Raw genomic sequence first — 18947 nt, forward strand, 5'->3', positions numbered from 1 at the left:
ATGACTGAATCTGAGCTGCTTAGTTATTGCCGCAGTAAGTTAGCAGTAACCGAAGGGTATCCATTTGGTGAGGGTATATTAGTTTTTAAAGTCGCTAATAAAATGTTTGCCATTGTTTCGCAAGCCGACGATCCCATTAGAGTGAACCTTAAGTGTGATCCTGCCGAAGCTTTAGCATTAAGAGACGTATTTGAGTCAGTTATTCCTGGTTATCATATGAATAAAGTTCACTGGAATACTGTGATTACCCAAGGCGATGTACCTGACGGAGAACTAAAAAGGCAAATAGATAACTCTTATCAGCTAATTGTTAAAAGCTTACCTAAAAAAATTCAACAAACAATTTGCTAACCAAACTTCAATAATCAGTTTTTTGCGCCCTTGGTTTTCGCCTTCTACTTTTTCGGATATATCTTTTCTTCACCGGGCGGGCGGGTTCTAAAGCGCTGGTGTAGCCACATATAGTCGGCAGGATTTTCAACTAAGTATTTTTCTAAAAACAAATTGATTCTGGCTGCGTCTTCGGTTTCGTTTTGTCCTGGAAAATTTTCAAAGGCCGGGTGAATTTCCAAGGTAAAATGTTGGCCGTCGGCAGAGCGCTTTTGAGTGAAAGGTACTACAGTTGCTCCAGTCATTTTGCAAAATTTGGTGGTTGCCGTGATAGTTGAAGCTAGCGTATTGAAAAAAGGCACAAATACTGCTGACTTATTACCGTAGTTTTGATCGGTCGCGTACCAGACGATTTGGTTTTTCTTTAACGATTTTACGGTAGAGCGAATATCGGTTTGTTTTAACAATCCGGCCACATGTTTTAAGCGGCCATTACGCATAACCTCTTCGCTAATTTGCCCCTTACTCGGCTTATACATTGCCATTAGTGGGTAATGTTTTGCCAAAAGGCAACCGCCAATTTCTAAGCTTGTAAGGTGAAAACTTAATAAAAGTACGCCTTTGCCTTTGGCTAATGCGTTATCTAGGTGTTCTGCACCAATTAGTTGGCTATTATTTATTCGGGACTCTAGCGGTGTAAACCAGCAGCTGGCGGTTTCAATTAAGCCTAACGCCGTGCAATAAAAATTGTCTTTTAATAACTGGTACTGTTCTTCTTTATTCAGCTGTGGAAAACATAGTGCAATATTAGTTTCAGCTATTTTACGTCTACGTTGTGCCAAATTTAACATTAACCAAGCAACAAGCTTTGCTAGTCGTGTTTGCGCTTTTAATGGCAGTTTTCCTACTAAGGCGACTAAACTAAATGCGAATACACTTGGCCAGTGTTTAGGATGCAGTCGATTAATTGGTTTTTGCATAGTGATATTAATAACTCTCTGCCAGTGCTTGAAACAACTTGATAACTTCTAAGTTCTTTGGTGAATTTGCTTTCCAATTAGGATCTGCGGAAGTCTTTACAATAACAACATTGTGGGTGCGGTTTAGGTAAATATATTGTCCGTAAACACCTCTGGCCAAAAAGTCATTTTTATCACCAGGTGGTAACCACCACTGATAACCATAGCCATACCTTTCAATTTCATTAGGACCACTGGGTTTTAAATAATCCGCTTGCGCGCTAGTGGATAAATCGACCCAATCTGCGGGTATTATAGACTCGCCTTCCCAGTAGCCTCTATTTAAATACAGCTGTCCAAAGCGAGCATAATCGCGCAAGGTTAAGTTAAGCGTGCCAAAGGCCAGCTCCATTTGATTATCATCGATTAACCATTTGATCTCGGACGTTGCACCAATTTTTTGCCACAGTGTTTGTTGTAAATAATCAGACAGGGTTTTGTTGGTGACTTTTTGAAGCAACATGCCTAAGACTTGAGTGTCCATACTTACATAGCGCAGTTGAGTTCCTGAGGGCTGTGCTTTTTTTAGTCCCGCAGCAAATTCATTAATAGAGCTTCCGAGTGCAATAACGCGACCCATACGGTTAATATCAGAATAAAAGTCAGCGTAATCTTCATTAAACGCCACTCCTGACGACATTTGTAGTATATGTTTAATTGGTACCCCATGGTAGCCGGAGTTTATTAGCTCGGGGACATATTGAGTAATAGGATCATTGATACTGTCGATTAAACCATCAGCTATCGCTCGACCGATTAGGGCAGATATAAATGACTTATTAATTGACCAAGATATATGTAAGGTCTCGGGCGTCATTCCTAAATAGTAAGACTCATGAAGTATTTGTTGATCTTTAATCACAATAAAACCAGTTGTAGCGGTATCGGTTAATAACTGCTTTACATTGATAGTTTGCTGTAACGGTCGCTTGGATGAGGCAGCGTTAAGTGATATATCAACCGAGCTAGGTAATGGTTTTAAATTAGTTTTAAACTGAAAGTTAGCGGGGCCGTTGGTAACTGTTCGATGAGGTAAAATTTCCGCCATATTTTGAAAGTTGTAAACAATATTATTGGGTTCAAAAAGAAAAATAACATGATAGAGGCGAGTCACTTCTCGTTGAAAGAAGAACAGCAGTAAGGCACTTATTCCTACAATTAGGACTAGAACTGTTTTTATTATTTTTTGCATAAGCTACTCAATTAACACGCATTCAGCTAAGGCAGTGATTCAAGCACCAACGAAGGCTCTATTATAAGGACGAGATTGCTGGGTGTCACGGCTGACTTTTGTTTATCAATATTTTCGCTGATTAATTCAATGCTATGAGGGGATTAAGCTCAATTAGGAGAGTAAATTTTCAGCTAATTGAGCTTTATATGGCTTGCTAGGTGACTTAGGCGATAGAACTATCAACCACGTGATAGTCAGGATCTTCAATTAGATTAACCTCGACTAAATTACCGGCTTTTTTAAGTAAAATAATGCACTCTGGGCTTAAGTGACGATAATGCAGTGTTTTGTTGTTTCTTTGATAGCGCTCAGCTAATGAATCTATCGCTTCTATTGCCGAATGATCGTAGGCACGCGCATCAAGAAAATCGACGATAACGTCTGCAGGATCTTCTCTTGGAGTAAAAATATCGTGGAAATTTTGAATAGATCCAAAAAATAGAGGACCGTGTAATTCATAAATTTTAGAACCATTTTCATCAATATGAGTTTTAGCCGAAATACGTTTAGCCTGTTGCCAAGCAAATACTAGTGCAGACACGATTACCCCAACTATCACTGCGATGGCTAAGTCATAAACAACGGTTACGCCGGAAACCAATATAATCACAATAGCGTCAGACTTAGGTACCTTGTTGATCATATTAATGCTAGCCCATTCAAATGTGCCTAGCACCACCATAAACATAACCCCAACTAATGCAGCCAATGGAATTTGCTCTATCCAGTTGGAACCCACCAAAATAAATAATAACAAGGCAATGGCTGCGGTAATTCCGGAGAGGCGTCCTCGGCCACCAGCATTTATATTAATCATACTTTGACCAATCATGGCGCAGCCACCCATTGCACCAAAAAAGCCGCAAGCTAAATTTGCAGAACCCTGACCAATACACTCTTTATTACTCTTACCGCGAGTTTCTGTCATTTCATCTATCAGTGATAAGGTCAGCAGAGACTCAATAAGGCCAATTGCTGCTAATATGAGCGAGTAGGGTAAAATAATATAAAAGGTTTCCCAAGTTAAAGGAACTTTGGGTATAGAAAACTGTGGCAGTCCAGCAGCTAAAGTTGCGTTAGGATCACCGGATTCGCCTTTTACATACTCAATAACATTTGGAATAGGTGCATCTAGGAAAATAACAATACCGGTAACGATTAGAATGGCAGCCAGTGACGAAGGAATTGCTTTGGTTATTTTGGGGAGGTAGTGAATGATAGCCATGGTGAGCGCGACCATTCCAATCATCCAGTAAAGGGTTGCACCGCTCATCCAGACTTTAAGGCCTTCTTCAGTGCGCACTTCAAATTGACCTAACTGCGCTAAAAATATCACGATTGCCAAACCGTTAACAAACCCGAGCATAACCGGGTAGGGAACCATTCGAATGAACATGCCTAGCTTAAAAACGCCAGCCAATATTTGAATAATTCCGGTGAGGACTACCGCGGCGAAAAGGTACTCAACGCCATTTCTAGCGACTAAATCAACCATGACAACCGCCATTGCGCCAGTTGCTCCAGAAATCATCCCCGGCCTACCGCCAAATACCGCAGTTATTAAGCCGACCATAAAGGCTGCATATAGACCGACCATAGGGTCAACATTGGCAACAAAGGCAAAGGCTACTGCTTCTGGTACTAGCGCAAGGGCTACAGTCAGTCCAGATAGAACGTCATTTTTAATGCTGTAACGAGAATTAGATATTAAATTAAACACAATTGAGTATTTCCGAGACTTGCAACAAGGTCGCGAATACTACACTAAGCAACCTTTCTGTCAAATGTAAATGTGTTTGAGTATAGTCGATAACCAGAGTGGTGTTCGCAATATTGCTGGTTACATTGCTAAGAGTTGACTGAGTGACTGTTGCTAAGGAGCGAAAAAGCGCAAAGCTTGCCTGAATTGCGGTATTTATTTAGCACAGACGATAACATTGAGCACCATACTTGGATTATTTTTAATATGTAAAATATGATAAAAACCAATGATATACAGAAGTAATGTAGAAATAACATTAACTTTAACTATAAATTGCAATGGATACCTTGGTTTTAATAGCGAAATTTTATTTGCGGAACTTTGTTGAAACTTCTATTGTCTATTGAGAGCGTAATTAAACAAGCTTTAGCAACTTTACCGAATATTTGTATAGATTAGTCAGGTTTACATAGATTAGTCAAAATGTTCAGTCCATAGGGCTTTCCTATGGCGTTGTTTAAGGTTTACTCAATCAAAATGGGTTTAATTGCGTTCTAGCGAATCCCTACAGCAGTTTTAATAACTCAAAATATGAGGTAACCGCATATATGAAAAGACAGAAGAGAGATAGATTCGAAAGAGCTCACCATAAAGGCTTTACTGCAGGTGTTAGTGGTAAATCGAGCGAAGAGTGTCCATTTAAAGGGGCAGATTTCAAAGAACAATGGCTCGGTGGCTGGCGCGAAGCGAGAGCGGAAATGAGCAGAGGCTATTTCACATAATATTTCACTAATGTCTATATATAGGTTTTTAAATTTAAGTTTAACTTCAATCTCCATGGACATTTAAAGCAAGATCTCCCACAAGCCCTCGTAATGAGGGCTTTTTTATAGGAACAACTGCCCAAATTGATAAATCTTTAGAAATCGCCGCAATAGAAAGATATAATGCTCCAACATTTGATTTTCTGAAGTTTATTTATGTTAGCAACACCAGTCATAGAGTTTCCGTTCCCCAAACCGCCCAAAGTACTCAGTGAGCAAGAAACGGCTTACTATAACGAGCTGTGTATCGAGCGTTTTAAACAAAATGACGCGGTTTTAATTGCTCATTACTATACCGATCCAGCCATACAGCAGCTGGCAGAAGAGAGTGGGGGCTTTGTTGGAGACTCGCTAGAAATGGCTAAGTTTGGAGCAAATCATTCTGCTTCCACCTTAGTGGTGGCCGGTGTCAAGTTTATGGGTGAAACTTCGAAAATGTTAAGCCCCAATAAACGGGTTATTATGCCGACTCTAGAAGCAACTTGTTCACTTGATATAGGCTGTCCGGCTGATCAGTTCAAAGCTTTTATCGATCAACACCCTGATCGCACTGTTGTCGTTTATGCTAATACCTCAGCAGAAGTAAAAGCACTGGCCGATTGGGTTATTACGAGTAGTATCGCAGTTGACGTGATTAAACATTTAGACGCTAAGGGCGAGAAAATACTTTGGGGACCCGATCGACATTTGGGTGCATATATACAAAAAACAACCGGTGCCGATATGCTGTTGTGGCAAGGTCACTGTATTGTTCACGATGAGTTTAAAACTCAAGCACTCGAAAAAACCATGAAGCTGTATCCGGAAGCAGCTGTGTTGGTTCATCCTGAATCACCAGACTCTGTTATTGAGCTAGCAGACTTTGTTGGCTCTACTTCTCAAATTATCCAAGCCGCAAAAACATTGCCTCAGCAGCAGCTAATAGTGGCCACTGATAAAGGCATTTTTCATAAGATGCAAAAGGCCGCGCCAGACAAAGAGTTAATTATTGCACCAACAGCAGGAGAGGGCGCCACTTGTAAAAGTTGCGCCCAATGCCCTTGGATGAAAATGAACGAGTTAACGAATTTAGCCGAAGTGTTTGAAAACAAGGACAATGAAATATTTGTGTCAGAAGCGTTGATAGAAAGGGCGTTAAAACCATTGACCAGAATGGTTAATTTTAAGAAATAAGGTTTTTCCTGCACAATCAAAAAAGCAGCGCTGTGACGCTGCTCTTTTGTTACTACTTTTTAAGTAAAGCTTAAAGTTTCGTTGAAAAGTTAGGTCCCGAACTTTTCTTTTTATCACTAGGTTCCATATTGGCTGTTTTGCCGCCACTTTCTGCTAGTCGCATTTGTAAGTTAAGATCGGTTCTAGACTCAGCGAAGCGGAGTGCGCCTTCACGAGAAATAATTCCTTGTTGGTAGAGTTTAAATAATGATTGATCAAAAGAGACCATGCCATCCATATGGTGCTTTTCAATGGCCTTTTTAAGCTCTTCTAAGTTACCTTTTTGAATAATTTCTGCTATATCTGGTGCTTGGAGTAAAATCTCGAGTGCTGCGACGCGTTTTCCTTGTTGGCTCATGACCAATCGCTGCGACACAATTCCCTTTAGTACGCTAGACAGTTCTTTCATTACAGAGGTTCGTTGTTCAGATGGAATTAAGTTTCTAATGCGTTCGAGTACTTGTTTAGCATTGTTACCATGAATAGTGGCTAAGCATAAATGACCTGTTTGCGCGTAGCTTAAGGCGTATTGCATTGACTCTTCATCGCGTATTTCACCTATCAATATGACATCTGGCGCTTCTCGCATGGCGTTTTTAAGGCCGTTGTGAAAGCTTTTGGTATCAACGCCAATTTCGCGTTGATCAATAATTGACATTTTATGCGGGTGTAAAAACTCAATGGGATCTTCAATGGTTAAAATATGGCTTGTATCTCTGCGGTTTCGATAATCAATCATGGCCGCTAATGAAGTCGATTTACCACTACCTGTTGGGCCGCAAACTAAAACTAGCCCCGAACGCTCCATGACTAAGTCTCCAACAGCTTTAGGCAGCTTTAGCTCTTCAAAGTTGGGAATGTCAGACTTAATATGACGCATAACCATGCCAACTTCGCCTCGTTGCAAAAATACATTTACCCGGAAACGGCCAATATCGTCAACCGAGATCGCGAAGTTTTGCTCCCATTCTTCTTCAAACTCTTCAATTTGTTTTTCGTCCATTAGCGCATAGGCTATGTCTTTGATTGCGCCTGGCGGTAAAGAGCCTTGCCCCATGGGAGTAGAAACGCCTTCAATTTTCATGTGGGGTGGTGCACCTGTACTAAAAAATAAGTCTGAGGCGTTTTTTTCTGCCATTAAGCGAAGTAATAACTTAATATCCATTAGATAATCCTATATTGGTTAACATATAACCAAGAGATGGTAGTAATACTAAATAAGCCGAGTTTATTTTAAAACCAATCTTATAATAGACTGAAAAATATCTTTTATAAAGCATTGCCATTTAAAAGGATATTGTTTAATCTACGCGCCACTTGTGCTTTGCGTCTTAACTTGGTTAAGTCATTTAAAGCCAAAGCAGCAGGAGAGGTGTCCGAGTGGCTGAAGGAGCACGCCTGGAAAGCGTGTATAGGCTAATACCTATCGAGGGTTCGAATCCCTCTCTCTCCGCCAAAACTTAGTATAGGTTTTAGCGAAAAAATCGAATTTAAGGATGAATTTGATCATTTGCTTTAAATAACTGGAAATTTATTTTCAGATAGTTACAATAGCGCCCCATAATGGTGGTCCTATTGGTCCTCTCGCAATGATAGATTGTGAACTCCGCCAGGCCCGGAAGGGAGCAACGGTAGCAATTAACTCATGTGCCGAGATGTGGCTGGTAGGATCGCCTCCAAGCTCTCTCACTGAGCAACTCATAGAATCTATCCCTAATTGTTTATCCGTCGCTTTAAGCGAAAATCTATTCTCACTCTTAATCTCGTTTAGCAAAACCTAGGTTTGGCTGCTGAACAAATAATAGTCAATTCAAGCCGAGTTGAGTGCTGTATTTGGCGCGAAGGTATGGATAATAAAATATTTCTGTGAACGATAATCGAGTTCGCATATAATGGCTGGTCTATTTAATCATAAACTGCAGAGCTGTATGAGTTATCAAGTTTTAGCACGAAAATGGCGACCCAGCAATTTTAATGAGTTAGTTGGTCAACAACAAACGGCTCAAGCCTTATCGAACGCACTTGAAAACCAAAGACTCCATCATGCTTATTTATTTACTGGTACCCGGGGTGTTGGTAAAACGACTATTGCGCGCATTTTATCAAAAAGTTTAAATTGCGATAAAGGTATAACCGCGCAGCCTTGTGGCGAATGCTCTAGTTGCGTAGAAATTGCTCAAGGTAATTTTGTCGACTTGTTAGAAATTGACGCGGCATCTAAAACCAAAGTAGAAGATACTAGAGAGCTTTTAGATAACGTGCAATACAGGCCCACACGCGGCCGCTACAAAGTTTATCTCATTGACGAAGTTCATATGTTAAGTGGGCATAGTTTTAATGCTTTGCTTAAAACTCTTGAAGAACCTCCACCCCATGTGATTTTTTTATTGGCTACTACTGATCCGCAAAAGTTACCGGTTACGGTATTGTCGCGCTGTTTACAGTTTCATTTAAAACGCATGGAGCCGCCTGAAATCATTAATCATTTGAGTATGATTTTAAATGCAGAGCAAATTCAATTTGAACCAAGTGCTTTAGATCCTATTGCCAAAGGGGCTGATGGAAGCATGCGTGATGCCTTAAGTTTACTTGATCAAGCCATTGCTTATTGTGGTGATACCCTTGATCAGCAAACCGTATTAGATATGTTAGGCAGCATAGACAAAGAGTACAGCTTTCAATTGTTAACCGCTTTGCAACAAGGAAACGCACAACAGTTAATTGACGCCATAGATACCATTGCGAGCTTTTCGCCAGATTACGATGATCTCTTAGCCGACTGGTTAGATTTGTTACATCAAGTAGCGGTTTGTCAGGCCACTCAATTTTCCGACGATGAGCGCATAAAACAATTAGCTGAGTCAGTTAGTGTTGCAGATATACAACTTTATTATCAGCTAACTTTGACAGCTCGCAGAGATTTGGCGTTTGCGGCTCACCCACGCCAAGGCTTTGAAATGGCGATGTTAAGACTGCTCGCATTTAAACCTAAAAAAATAACTCAAGCATCAGCTAGTGAAGCGACTTCTAATCCAGCGGTTGACTCAATAAAAAAAAAAGCATCTGAATTAAGCCAGCAACAAAATACTGCAAGCTCTGCTGAGGTTGCGCAAGCGGCAGCTGCAGCATCGAGTCTAGATCAGAGCAGTCAATCTAGCGCTACCTCTAAAATGAGTGCGGACAGTTCACCAAGTGCTTTGCCCGAAGTGAAACTAAAAAGTGATGTAGCGGTATCACAGCCTAGTGCAATTACTACAAATTTAGACCAAAAGGCAGCTAATTTGCCGCCAACAAATACTCCGCTAGCGTCTAGTTCAGCAGATACTATTCAAGCAACTCAGCAACAAACTAATGAGAGCAGTGGTGAGAATAAGCCCGCTGAAAATGGAGAAATTGAAAAGGCCGATAATGGACAGTCGGCTAACATTGCTGAGTTGCCAGTTACTCAAAAACCTTCAGTGACAAATTCAAACCAAGATTTGCAAGAAAGTCAGGCAGTGCAAGAAAGTCAGGCAGTACAAAACACTATCGCAGCGGCTCAAAAAACGGCCTCTGTTAGTGTGTCTCCGGTGGAGCAGATTCGCCAAAATATTCAAAAGATGCAGTCTGAGCCTGATATCGAAGAAGATTCTAATCAACCAAAAACTGAGCCCACTCATTTTGATCAAGCCCAAGCTTCTGAGCGACAAGCCGAGCAAAGTTTACCCACTAACGAGCAGCAAGAAAGAGTAGCGCTTAACCAAGTTAACAATACGAATTGGCATCAAGTAGTCGACTCTCTTGAGCTAGAAGGACATGGATTACAAGTATTACGCAACGCCAATGCCGAGTTCATTGAAAATAAACTAACGGTGACCTACTTAGATCATATTGGCAGTTTACTCATTAGTAGTGCCCAAGAAAGTATAATTGCGCAACTGCGTGATTATTTTAATTTGCCCTCGCTGGCAATCGAACTCATTGCGGTAGAAGAAACCGATGAAACTCCAAGAGAAAGAGCTGCGCGACTACATGAAGTCGCTGTAGATGAAGCGCGTGAAAAGCTACTTGCCAATCCTCAAGTACAGTATTTAATTGAAAAACTAGGGGCTACCTTACCCCGAGACTCTATCAAACTACCTAATTAATTAAGAGGTTATTTATGAAAGGTTTAGGCGGCTTAATGAAACAAGCCCAAGAAATGCAAGAAAAAATGCAAAAAGCTCAAGCCGAAGTGGCTAATCTTGAAGTAGAAGGGCAGGCAGGTGCAGGGTTAGTTAAAGTTGTTATGACCGGTCGGCATGACGTGCGCAGTGTCCAAATTGCAGACGACTTAATGCAAGAAGATAAAGAAATTTTAGAAGACTTAATAGCCGCAGCTGTTAATGACGCTGTAAGGCGAGTAGAAACAGAGTCGAAAGACAAAATGGCAGGCGTCACTGAGGGTATGCCATTGCCGCCCGGATTTAAAATGCCATTCTAAGTGGCATTTTATTAGGAATACCAAAATAATGTCTCAAAAAAATTTGTTGTCGCAGCTAATTAATGGGCTGCAATGTTTGCCAGGTGTTGGTAAAAAGTCAGCTCAGCGAATGGCTTATTATTTATTAGAAAAACAGCGCAGTGAAGCCATAGAGTTAGCTGACGTATTGCGTAATGCCATGCAGTCTATTGGTAATTGTCAACAGTGCCGTGATTATACCGAACAAAACCTATGTTCTATTTGTAGTAATGAGCAAAGGGATGAGCAAGTATTGTGCGTTGTTGAGTCGCCCACAGACATTCTCGCGATTGAGTCAACAGCAAGCTATAAAGGAAAATACTTTGTTTTAATGGGGCATTTATCTCCGTTAGATGGAATAGGCCCGGAAGAAATTGGCTTAACTCAACTAGCGCGTTTAATTGAATCTAGCGATTGCAAAGAAGTGATTATAGCCACTTCTGCAACAATTGAAGGAGAAACAACAGCGCATTATATTTCTGGGTTGGTGAAAAAAATCCCAGAACGTAACATTGTTGTCAGTAAGTTAGCGCAAGGCGTACCTTTGGGCGGCGAACTTGAGTTTTTAGACTCTTCAACATTGGCGCTTTCATTAGCCAACAGAAGCTATATTGATCGTTAAACCCAAAAATAGTTTTCTATAAACGGTTTTCTAAAAACCATTTTCTAGAAACATAGTCTAAAAGCTATTATTTGAAAACTTGATAAAAGCCTTAGTCATTTGTTGTTCGGGTTAATTCGCCGCGCAAATTTGACTGCATTTTCTGTTTAATATCTGCCACGCTTAAATCACAGCTTAATAAATAACTTAGCTTAGTTAAAGTGGCTTCTGGCGTCATATCAAAGCCACTGATCACGCCGGCTTCTAATAGTCCTTGCCCGGTTGCATAGCCACTCATATCAACGCTCCCTTTATAACATTGAGTACAATTAACTATCACAACACCTTGTTGTGAGGCTTGAGAAAGTAGCTTAACTAGCTTAGCGTCGTTACACGGAGCATTACCCATACCGTAAGTCATTAATACTAAGCCTTGAATATCAGAAGAAAGTACTTTTTCGAGTAGCTCAGAAGCAAAGCCAGGAAATAAAGATAATATTATTACTTTAGGTGGAGTAATTTTTTGTATTTTTAAACGTTTCGCTGGCTCTTTTAAAAGCAACTCACGGTTGACATGAATTTTAGTTCCTACTTCTGCAATCGCTGGAAAGTTAGGCGATTCAAACGCATGAAAACCACTGGCGTCTAATTTTCTTGCACGATTACCTCGATAAAGCCGGTTATGAAAATACAAACCTACCTCTGGAATATGGTAATTGCCTGCTAATAAAAGTGAAGTAATCAAGTTATCTCGCGCATCGGTTCTAATTTGCGAGTAGGGGATTTGAGAACCGGTAACAATCACTGGCTTAGATAGGTCTTCTAGCATAAACGAGAGTGCCGATGCCGTGTAAGCCATAGTGTCTGTGCCATGTAAAACTACAAAACCGTCAAACTCGTCAAACCGAGATTCAATATCTTGCGAAATACGGTACCAATCTTCTGGTGTGATATTGGATGAGTCAATGAGGTTTTCATACTCATTAATTTCAATTTCCGGCATATCGGGAGATTTCATTTCGGGTAGCGAGTATATTTGCTGGCTGAAAAAGCCTGACTCAGGAATAAAGCCTTTATCACTGGGCTTCATTCCGATAGTGCCGCCGGTATAGGCAATATAAACTCTTGGCTTTTTGGTCGTGTTCATTTAATTAAGACGCTATGCGAATTGAAAGAAAGCCTAGGATAATCGATCAGGCTTTTGAAGACAAAAAAAAGCGGTGAACTTGTCACCGCTTTAACCAATTAAATTCTAATTAATTTAATTAGATACACTACAAAAGCAATTTAAGTACATGTGCTTAGGGTCATTCCACATTTCTAGCTCTTTTAAGCTCTGGTTAAACTGAGATAAAACTTGTTGTTTAACACTCGGTTTAGTTGGCGCAGCGACTTTTTGTTGTAGCTCAGTTTCAAATAAGGCGTTACCAAAGAGCTGTTTCATTAATTGTTCTTTCTCACTGAGATCACGCTTTACATGCCAAGTATCATATTCACTTAGGCCTGCCAACTTAGCTGCTGACTTAATCGCATCATTTAATGAACCGAGTTGATCAACAAGTCCTAGTTCATGAGCCTTTTTACCCGACCATACTCGTCCTTGGGCAATTTTATCAACTTCTTCAACTGTCATATTACGACCTTTAGCTACTAGCTTTAAAAATTTATCGTAACCTGATTCGATAGAGGTTTGAATCATTGCGGCAATGTCTTCATTGAGTGGTTGGCCTACGTCGAGTGCATTAGCGTACTTAGTAGTGCCAACACCGTCGCGAAAAATGCCCACTTTATTTAATGGTTTTTCAAATGTTGGTAGCATTCCAAAGATTCCGATAGAGCCGGTAATCGTTGTTGGCATCGCCCAAATTTCATCAGCCGTTGCAGATATCCAGTAACCGCCAGAAGCGGCTACATCACCCATTGATACAACAACTTTAATCCCGTCTTGCTGCGCTTTGACAAGCTCTTCGCGTATTATTTCAGAAGCAAAAGCGCTACCACCGCCAGAATCGACTCTTAGTACAATTGCTTTTACTTTATCATCGTTACGCGCTTTGCGAATAATGCGAGAAACTGTATCACCGCCAATTTCACCTTCTTTTTGTTCACCATCTAAAATATTACCTTTCGCAGTTACTACGGCAACTTTTTCGGTTCGTGGGTTTACATAAGGGAAAGGAGCGCGTATTGATTTTAAATATTTTTGATGAGAAATATGTTTAAAAGTGTTCTTGTCGTTTTCACCAACAAGTTCGATCATTTTTTTGCGAAATTCAATTCGAGTCGTTAACTCGTCAACTAAGCCTTTATCTAACGCAATTTTAGCCGCATCGCCTTGATACTCAGCTAGTAGCTCTCTGTAGCTTTCAATGTATTCGCTGATATCTTGCTTAGTAATTGCTCGAGCTTGAGCGATATCGTCTATATAGAAGTCCCATAGGTCACCCATCCATGCAACATTGGCTTCTTTTGCTGCTTCTGACATGTCGTTGCGAATGAATGGTTCAACCGCAGATTTAAACGTGCCAACTTTAAAGACGTGCATACTCACTTCTAAGTTGTCGAGCAAGCCTTTAAAATAGGTTCCTACTCGAGCAAACCCGGTAAGAAAAACTCCGCCTTGAGGGTTCATATAGACTTTATCTGCTAGGCTTGCTAAGTAATATTGATTTTGAGAAAAGTTATCATCAAAAGCAATCACAGGCTTGCCGCTTGTTTTAAAGTCTTTAATGGCCGCAGCTAAGTCCTGAAGTTTGGTCACGCCAGCGCTTTGTAGGTACTTGGTAGAAATGATTAATGCGGTAATGCGGTTGTCATCTTTTGCGTTATCGATGGCTTCAATTAGGTCGTATAATAAAGTTTCAGGAGGTGGACTATTACCTGTGGCTTGTTGCATGGCTTCTTCTACAGGGTCAACAAATGTTAGTTGTTCAACAATTTGTCCACGAGGTTGCAGGATTAAAGCAACTCCGTCGTCTACACTAGGTTTATCTCCTGAACTGAGCATTGCCGAAATAAACATGAACAATAGGATAAAGAACACCAAGTTCAAAATGATTTTTCTTGTCAGGTCTAGGCCATACCAAAGGTTTTTAAACAGCTTTATCATAATCATCCTTTTTTAGTAATTTCAATAATTTTAAGTACTTAGCTAATATTCTAAACGAGCATTTAAATAAAGTGGTAGTGCAAATCACCAATTTTGATAATCTATTTTAATTTGTTTAACTATCTTATTGAATTAATTAGATTTTAAGCTTAAATTAAAGTGTTAATATTCATTTCATAAGTTATGATTTAGGGATTCCATCAACTGGTCTAATCTGTTATAACTAGCAACCTTAATCTAATTCTCCTGACTTTAGGATAACTTGCATGAGCGCTGAGCAAAATAATAACCAACCATTTCCAGCTTTATTCGAATCCATAAAAATACATGATCATGTGTTGCCTAATCGAGCCATTATGGGATCAATGCACACTGGCTTAGAAGAAATGCGTGGTGGTTTTGACAAGCTGGCCCAATACTATAAAGAGCGCGCTCAAGGTGGTGTTGGGTTAATCGTTACCGGCGGTATAGCACCTAATTTAGCTGGTCGGGTTTCGCCATTAGGCAGTCAACTGAGTTTTTTTTGGCAAGTTGGAAAACATAAGAAAATCACTCAAGCTGTGCACTCTGTTGGCGGTAAAATTGCCATGCAAATTTTGCACACGGGGCGTTATGCCTATCATCCGTTTGCCGTTGCACCTTCAGCTATAAAAGCACCAATAACGCCCTTTAAGCCGAAACAGCTGAGTGAGCGTGGTATTCAAAAAACGATTAAAGACTTTGTTAATTGTGCAGTTAAAGCACAGCAAGCCGGTTATGATGGTGTCGAAATTATGGGTTCGGAAGGTTATTTAATTAACCAGTTTATCGTTACCAAAACCAATAAAAGAACCGACCGCTGGGGTGGAAGCTTTGAAAACAGAATACGCTTACCTCTAGAAATTGTGCGTCAAGTTCGGGAAGCAACCGGTAAAAACTTTATTATTATTTATCGACTTTCTATGCTTGATTTAGTTGAAGACGGAAGCAGTTGGGAAGAAGTAGTTGAACTAGGTAAAGCCGTTGAAAAAGCGGGTGCTTCAGTGATTAATACCGGGATTGGTTGGCACGAAGCGCGCGTGCCTACAATATCTACCAGTGTACCAAGAGCAAACTTTGCTTGGGTAACAGAAAAAATAAAGCCGCATATTAATATACCACTCATTACTACGAACCGAATTAATACGCCAGAAGTTGCAAATGAAGTGATTGCTCAGGGTAAAGCCGACTTAGTTTCTATGGCGAGACCGTTTTTAGCTGATCCTGATTTTATGCAGAAAGCAAAACTTGGCCAGTCAGAAAAAATTAATACTTGTATTGCTTGTAACCAAGCTTGTTTAGATCATATTTTTGAGCATAAGCGGGTGACCTGTTTAGTTAACCCAAGAGCCTGTTACGAAACAGAGTTAAACTTTAAACCAACTGCAACCCCTAAAAAAATCGCGGTAGTGGGTGCGGGGCCCGCAGGACTTTCTTTTTCTACTACCGCTGCAGAACGAGGTCATCAAGTTACTTTGTTTGATAAAGCAGACAAGATTGGTGGACAGCTTAACGTTGCTAATCAAATACCTGGTAAAGAAGAGTTTTATGAAACTATTCGCTACTTCAACGAAATGATTAAAGATACCGGGGTTAATTTACAGTTAAACACCAATGTTGAAGCTGCCGAGTTATTAGCGCAAGGTTTCGATGAAGTTGTGATTGCCACCGGCGTACTCCCTAGAAAACTGAACTTAGAAGGGGCTCAAAGTGAAAAAGTTTTATCTTATCTCGATGTGTTAAAACATAAAAAGCCTGTAGGTGAGCGTGTTGCAATTATTGGAGCCGGTGGGATTGGGTTTGATGTGGCCGAATACTTAACTCACGAAGGTGAATCTTTAACATTGCGTCCTAAAGCTTGGGCTAATGAATGGAAGGTTGATCTTGATTATAACAATCCCGGTGGTTTATTAAATAAAGCCGAAATAGAAGCGTCTCCACGAAAAGTGTTTTTATTACAACGTAAAACGACCAAAGCGGGGGCTGGTTTAGGTAAAACGACTGGCTGGATTCACCGCGGTAGTTTAAGAAACAAAAAAGTGAAGACCCTAACCGGTGTAGAGTACGAGAAGATTAGTGAGAAAGGGCTGCATATAAAATTTGATGGACAAAGCCAACTGTTAGAAGTCGATCATATTGTGGTTTGCGCGGGGCAAAACCCATTAAGAGAACTTTACGATAAGGCTATTGAGCTAGGATTAAAAAGTCATTTAATTGGTGGCGCTGATGTTGCCGCAGAACTCGATGCAAAAAGGGCTATTCGCCAGGGCGCAGAGCTGGCAGCTGAAATATGAAACGATTGCGCCTTACCGAAAACTAGACTATCAAACTGAACGGGTTGTCGATTACCTTGTAGTATGTAATTTATGTTGTTTAACTAATATTTACTCAGCGTCGATTAATACTACTTGGTTACGTCCATTTTGCTTGGCTTTATATAAGCTTTTGTCAGCCAGGCTTATTAGCTCGTCCAAATTTTGCTTGCTTGCATCACCCGTTGCGACACCAACGCTAATGGTTATCTGAGTGATATCATTTATGGTGGTGTCATTAAAATAGCTGCGCAGCGTTTCAGCTAGAGACTTAGCTTCGGCAGCTTCAGTGTCTGGCAAGAAAATAAGAAACTCTTCACCACCCCATCTAAGAATCGTATCAGAATGACGCAATCGATTTCTAAGTGCATTTGCCACTTGTTTTAGCACTTGATCGCCAATAGCATGTCCAAACTTATCGTTAACTTGTTTAAACCAATCTAAGTCGATTAGCATTATCGAGACAGTGCTTTGGTTGCGAGCGCCTAAGCTCCAGATAGGTTGCACTAATTCTGTCAGTGCACGTCGATTAAATAAGTTGGTTAATGGATCAAGCCGGGCATTGTTTTCTGCGTTATTTTTAGCTTCTTGAATCAATCTAAAATTAAACCCTAACGAAATAGAAAGCAGTAGCATTTCTAGTAGCATACCAATTTCAATTCCCCTAAATGCCCATTGAGAGTAGGGGATAAGACCCCATGTAGCCAGACTTGACACTAAGGCTCCGCTAGCACCCATTAAAACCGCAGGGATAAAAAATTTGGCTAATGGGTTACCATTTTTATTTGCGAAATAACCAATGAGTAACATCCAAAAGGCCATACTTGTCAGTATGGTTAACTGTGCCATAATCGCGAATGAGCGACTACCAGGCAGAAATATTAACAAAGCTAATCCTAGCAAGCATAGGTAAAGCCAGTGTTTAACAGCATGAAGTGATGGTAAGTAACGTTTGACCTGCAAAAATTCGAGTGTGAACAAAATACTCGAGATTAAATACCCATACATCAGTGTTGGCATAAGCCACTGCTGTAAAAAAATATCTTCAGGCCAAACTAGCCAAAAGCCATGGCCAGTATAGGTAAAATTAAATGAACTAAAGGCAGATAAATATAACGAGTAAGCTAGGAATTTGAACTCTTTTAAATAGATAAACAGGACTAGGTTATAAAGGAGTAAAATGATCAACGATGCATACAGTGCACCATAAAAATAGGCGTTCTGGGTCTCAAATTTTTCTGCAGCTTTAGTACTTGCAAGGTAGATAGGAAATGTCATTGGATCTTCAGACTTAAATCGAAAGATGACACTGGTGATGCCTGGTTCAAAGTTATAGGCAATAGAGGGTAGACGTTTTTGTCTTTCACGAGAGCTGAAAGTAACGGTATCGCCCAGCGCGACCTGGTTTAATAGCCGTTCTCCCCGATAAAAGTAGATCGCTATTTCGTCTAACCAAGCATTATCAATTTGAACTATCCGTGACTGGATATCTGCGGTGTTGTTTGTTACCGGTAAAACAGCCCAAATAGTACTTGTGGTAAAACCGAAGCTGACTTTGCTGGCTGTATTTTTAGACAGTTGCTGGGTATTGAATTTTGATAAGATAGTTTCAACACTTTCAGCATTGTTAGTATCTTCATACAAAAACAATTCTGAATTTACAATTATGGGCTCTATTTCTTGGGTAAGCGTGATAGCATTGATTGAAGTTGAGAAAATCGACAGTGCGATACCGAGCCATAGTGTAAATCGCCGTCGACAAATATGGTGCATTTAATTTAAAACTCGGAATGTTTTGGTTTTAATTAGAGATTAGTCAAAATACCTCTGAAAAGCTATAGAAGCAAACTCACAAAGTAACAAAATGACACTCTTGCCTTTAGTTTGAATCTAGCAAACTTCTAAATTCCCGCTTAGCTACCACTAATAAACAAGCAACATAGTGAGTTGTTTAACAAATTGTTACCTATAAGTATCTGTTTAAAATCAATAGCCTACCTGGTAATAAGATTACTACTACAGTTAAAAACTAATTTATTAGTTGATTGTTGTTTTAGCATCTTATACACTCAAAAAACTAATTAATTAGTAGAAAAGTGTTGTTAA

Annotated in this window: 14 protein-coding genes, 1 tRNA gene and 1 other RNA gene; 9 read left to right on the forward strand and 7 right to left on the reverse strand. The window is 40.1% G+C overall.

Features of this window, described 5'->3' with window-relative positions; translation table 11 throughout:
• The gene (locus tag ACUR5C_RS07580; protein ID WP_454467751.1) at positions 1 to 351 is read left to right on the forward strand and encodes an MmcQ/YjbR family DNA-binding protein; all 351 of its coding nucleotides are present in this window, start codon (positions 1 to 3) and stop codon (positions 349 to 351) included.
• A gap of 44 nt (positions 352 to 395) precedes the next feature.
• On the opposite strand, the gene lpxL is transcribed toward ACUR5C_RS07580, so the two are convergent.
• The 3 genes from lpxL to ACUR5C_RS07595 all read right to left on the reverse strand — a co-directional run bounded on the left by lpxL (position 396) and on the right by ACUR5C_RS07595 (position 4303).
• Positions 396 to 1310: an LpxL/LpxP family Kdo(2)-lipid IV(A) lauroyl/palmitoleoyl acyltransferase gene (gene lpxL, locus ACUR5C_RS07585; RefSeq protein WP_454467752.1), complete on the reverse strand. Its 915-nt coding sequence runs from the start codon at positions 1308 to 1310 to the stop codon at positions 396 to 398.
• 7 nt (positions 1311 to 1317) lie between these two features.
• Positions 1318 to 2541: a serine hydrolase domain-containing protein gene (locus ACUR5C_RS07590; protein WP_454467753.1), complete on the reverse strand. Its 1224-nt coding sequence runs from the start codon at positions 2539 to 2541 to the stop codon at positions 1318 to 1320.
• Positions 2542 to 2746: 205 nt separating this feature from the next.
• A complete protein-coding gene (locus ACUR5C_RS07595) occupies positions 2747 to 4303 on the reverse strand; it encodes a SulP family inorganic anion transporter (protein WP_454467754.1) in 1557 nt (518 codons plus the stop codon).
• 590 nt (positions 4304 to 4893) lie between these two features.
• Between ACUR5C_RS07595 and rmf the strand changes: the two genes are divergently transcribed.
• Both rmf and nadA read left to right on the forward strand, forming a co-directional pair.
• Entirely contained in the window at positions 4894 to 5067 is a 174-nt protein-coding gene (gene rmf, locus ACUR5C_RS07600; protein ID WP_454467755.1) for a ribosome modulation factor, read from the forward strand.
• A gap of 198 nt (positions 5068 to 5265) precedes the next feature.
• Positions 5266 to 6282: a quinolinate synthase NadA gene (nadA, locus tag ACUR5C_RS07605; protein ID WP_454467756.1), complete on the forward strand. Its 1017-nt coding sequence runs from the start codon at positions 5266 to 5268 to the stop codon at positions 6280 to 6282.
• 70 nt (positions 6283 to 6352) lie between these two features.
• Here nadA and ACUR5C_RS07610 read toward each other — a convergent pair whose 3' ends face one another.
• Positions 6353 to 7486 carry a PilT/PilU family type 4a pilus ATPase gene (locus tag ACUR5C_RS07610; RefSeq protein ID WP_454467757.1) on the reverse strand — a complete coding sequence of 378 codons (1134 nt, stop codon included), beginning with the start codon at positions 7484 to 7486 and terminating at the stop codon, positions 6353 to 6355.
• Between the two features lie 201 nt (positions 7487 to 7687).
• On the opposite strand from ACUR5C_RS07610, the gene ACUR5C_RS07615 reads away from it, so the two are divergent.
• The 5 genes from ACUR5C_RS07615 to recR all read left to right on the forward strand — a co-directional run bounded on the left by ACUR5C_RS07615 (position 7688) and on the right by recR (position 11423).
• Positions 7688 to 7777 (forward strand) — tRNA-Ser (locus ACUR5C_RS07615).
• 117 nt (positions 7778 to 7894) lie between these two features.
• Positions 7895 to 7991, forward strand: an RNA gene (gene ffs, locus ACUR5C_RS07620) — signal recognition particle sRNA small type.
• A gap of 258 nt (positions 7992 to 8249) precedes the next feature.
• On the forward strand, positions 8250 to 10448 hold the full coding sequence (gene dnaX / locus ACUR5C_RS07625; RefSeq protein WP_454467758.1) for a DNA polymerase III subunit gamma/tau: 2199 nt from the start codon (positions 8250 to 8252) through the stop codon (positions 10446 to 10448).
• A gap of 14 nt (positions 10449 to 10462) precedes the next feature.
• Positions 10463 to 10783, forward strand: a complete 321-nt coding sequence (locus ACUR5C_RS07630) for a YbaB/EbfC family nucleoid-associated protein (protein ID WP_454467759.1) — start codon at positions 10463 to 10465, stop codon at positions 10781 to 10783.
• A gap of 28 nt (positions 10784 to 10811) precedes the next feature.
• On the forward strand, positions 10812 to 11423 hold the full coding sequence (gene recR / locus ACUR5C_RS07635) for a recombination mediator RecR (protein WP_454467760.1): 612 nt from the start codon (positions 10812 to 10814) through the stop codon (positions 11421 to 11423).
• 91 nt (positions 11424 to 11514) lie between these two features.
• Here the strand turns inward: recR and ansA are convergent, their stop codons facing one another.
• Together ansA and sppA are read right to left on the reverse strand one after the other, a co-directional pair.
• A complete protein-coding gene (gene ansA / locus ACUR5C_RS07640; RefSeq protein ID WP_454467761.1) occupies positions 11515 to 12549 on the reverse strand; it encodes an asparaginase in 1035 nt (344 codons plus the stop codon).
• A 114-nt stretch (positions 12550 to 12663) separates the two neighbouring features.
• Positions 12664 to 14511: a signal peptide peptidase SppA gene (gene sppA, locus ACUR5C_RS07645; protein ID WP_454467762.1), complete on the reverse strand. Its 1848-nt coding sequence runs from the start codon at positions 14509 to 14511 to the stop codon at positions 12664 to 12666.
• A 266-nt stretch (positions 14512 to 14777) separates the two neighbouring features.
• Between sppA and ACUR5C_RS07650 the strand changes: the two genes are divergently transcribed.
• Positions 14778 to 16823, forward strand: a complete 2046-nt coding sequence (locus ACUR5C_RS07650; protein WP_454467763.1) for an oxidoreductase — start codon at positions 14778 to 14780, stop codon at positions 16821 to 16823.
• Positions 16824 to 16913: 90 nt separating this feature from the next.
• Here ACUR5C_RS07650 and ACUR5C_RS07655 read toward each other — a convergent pair whose 3' ends face one another.
• A complete protein-coding gene (locus ACUR5C_RS07655) occupies positions 16914 to 18614 on the reverse strand; it encodes a diguanylate cyclase (RefSeq protein ID WP_454467764.1) in 1701 nt (566 codons plus the stop codon).
• Positions 18615 to 18947: the final 333 nt, after the last annotated feature.

This window comes from Aliikangiella aequoris, assembly GCF_053709105.1.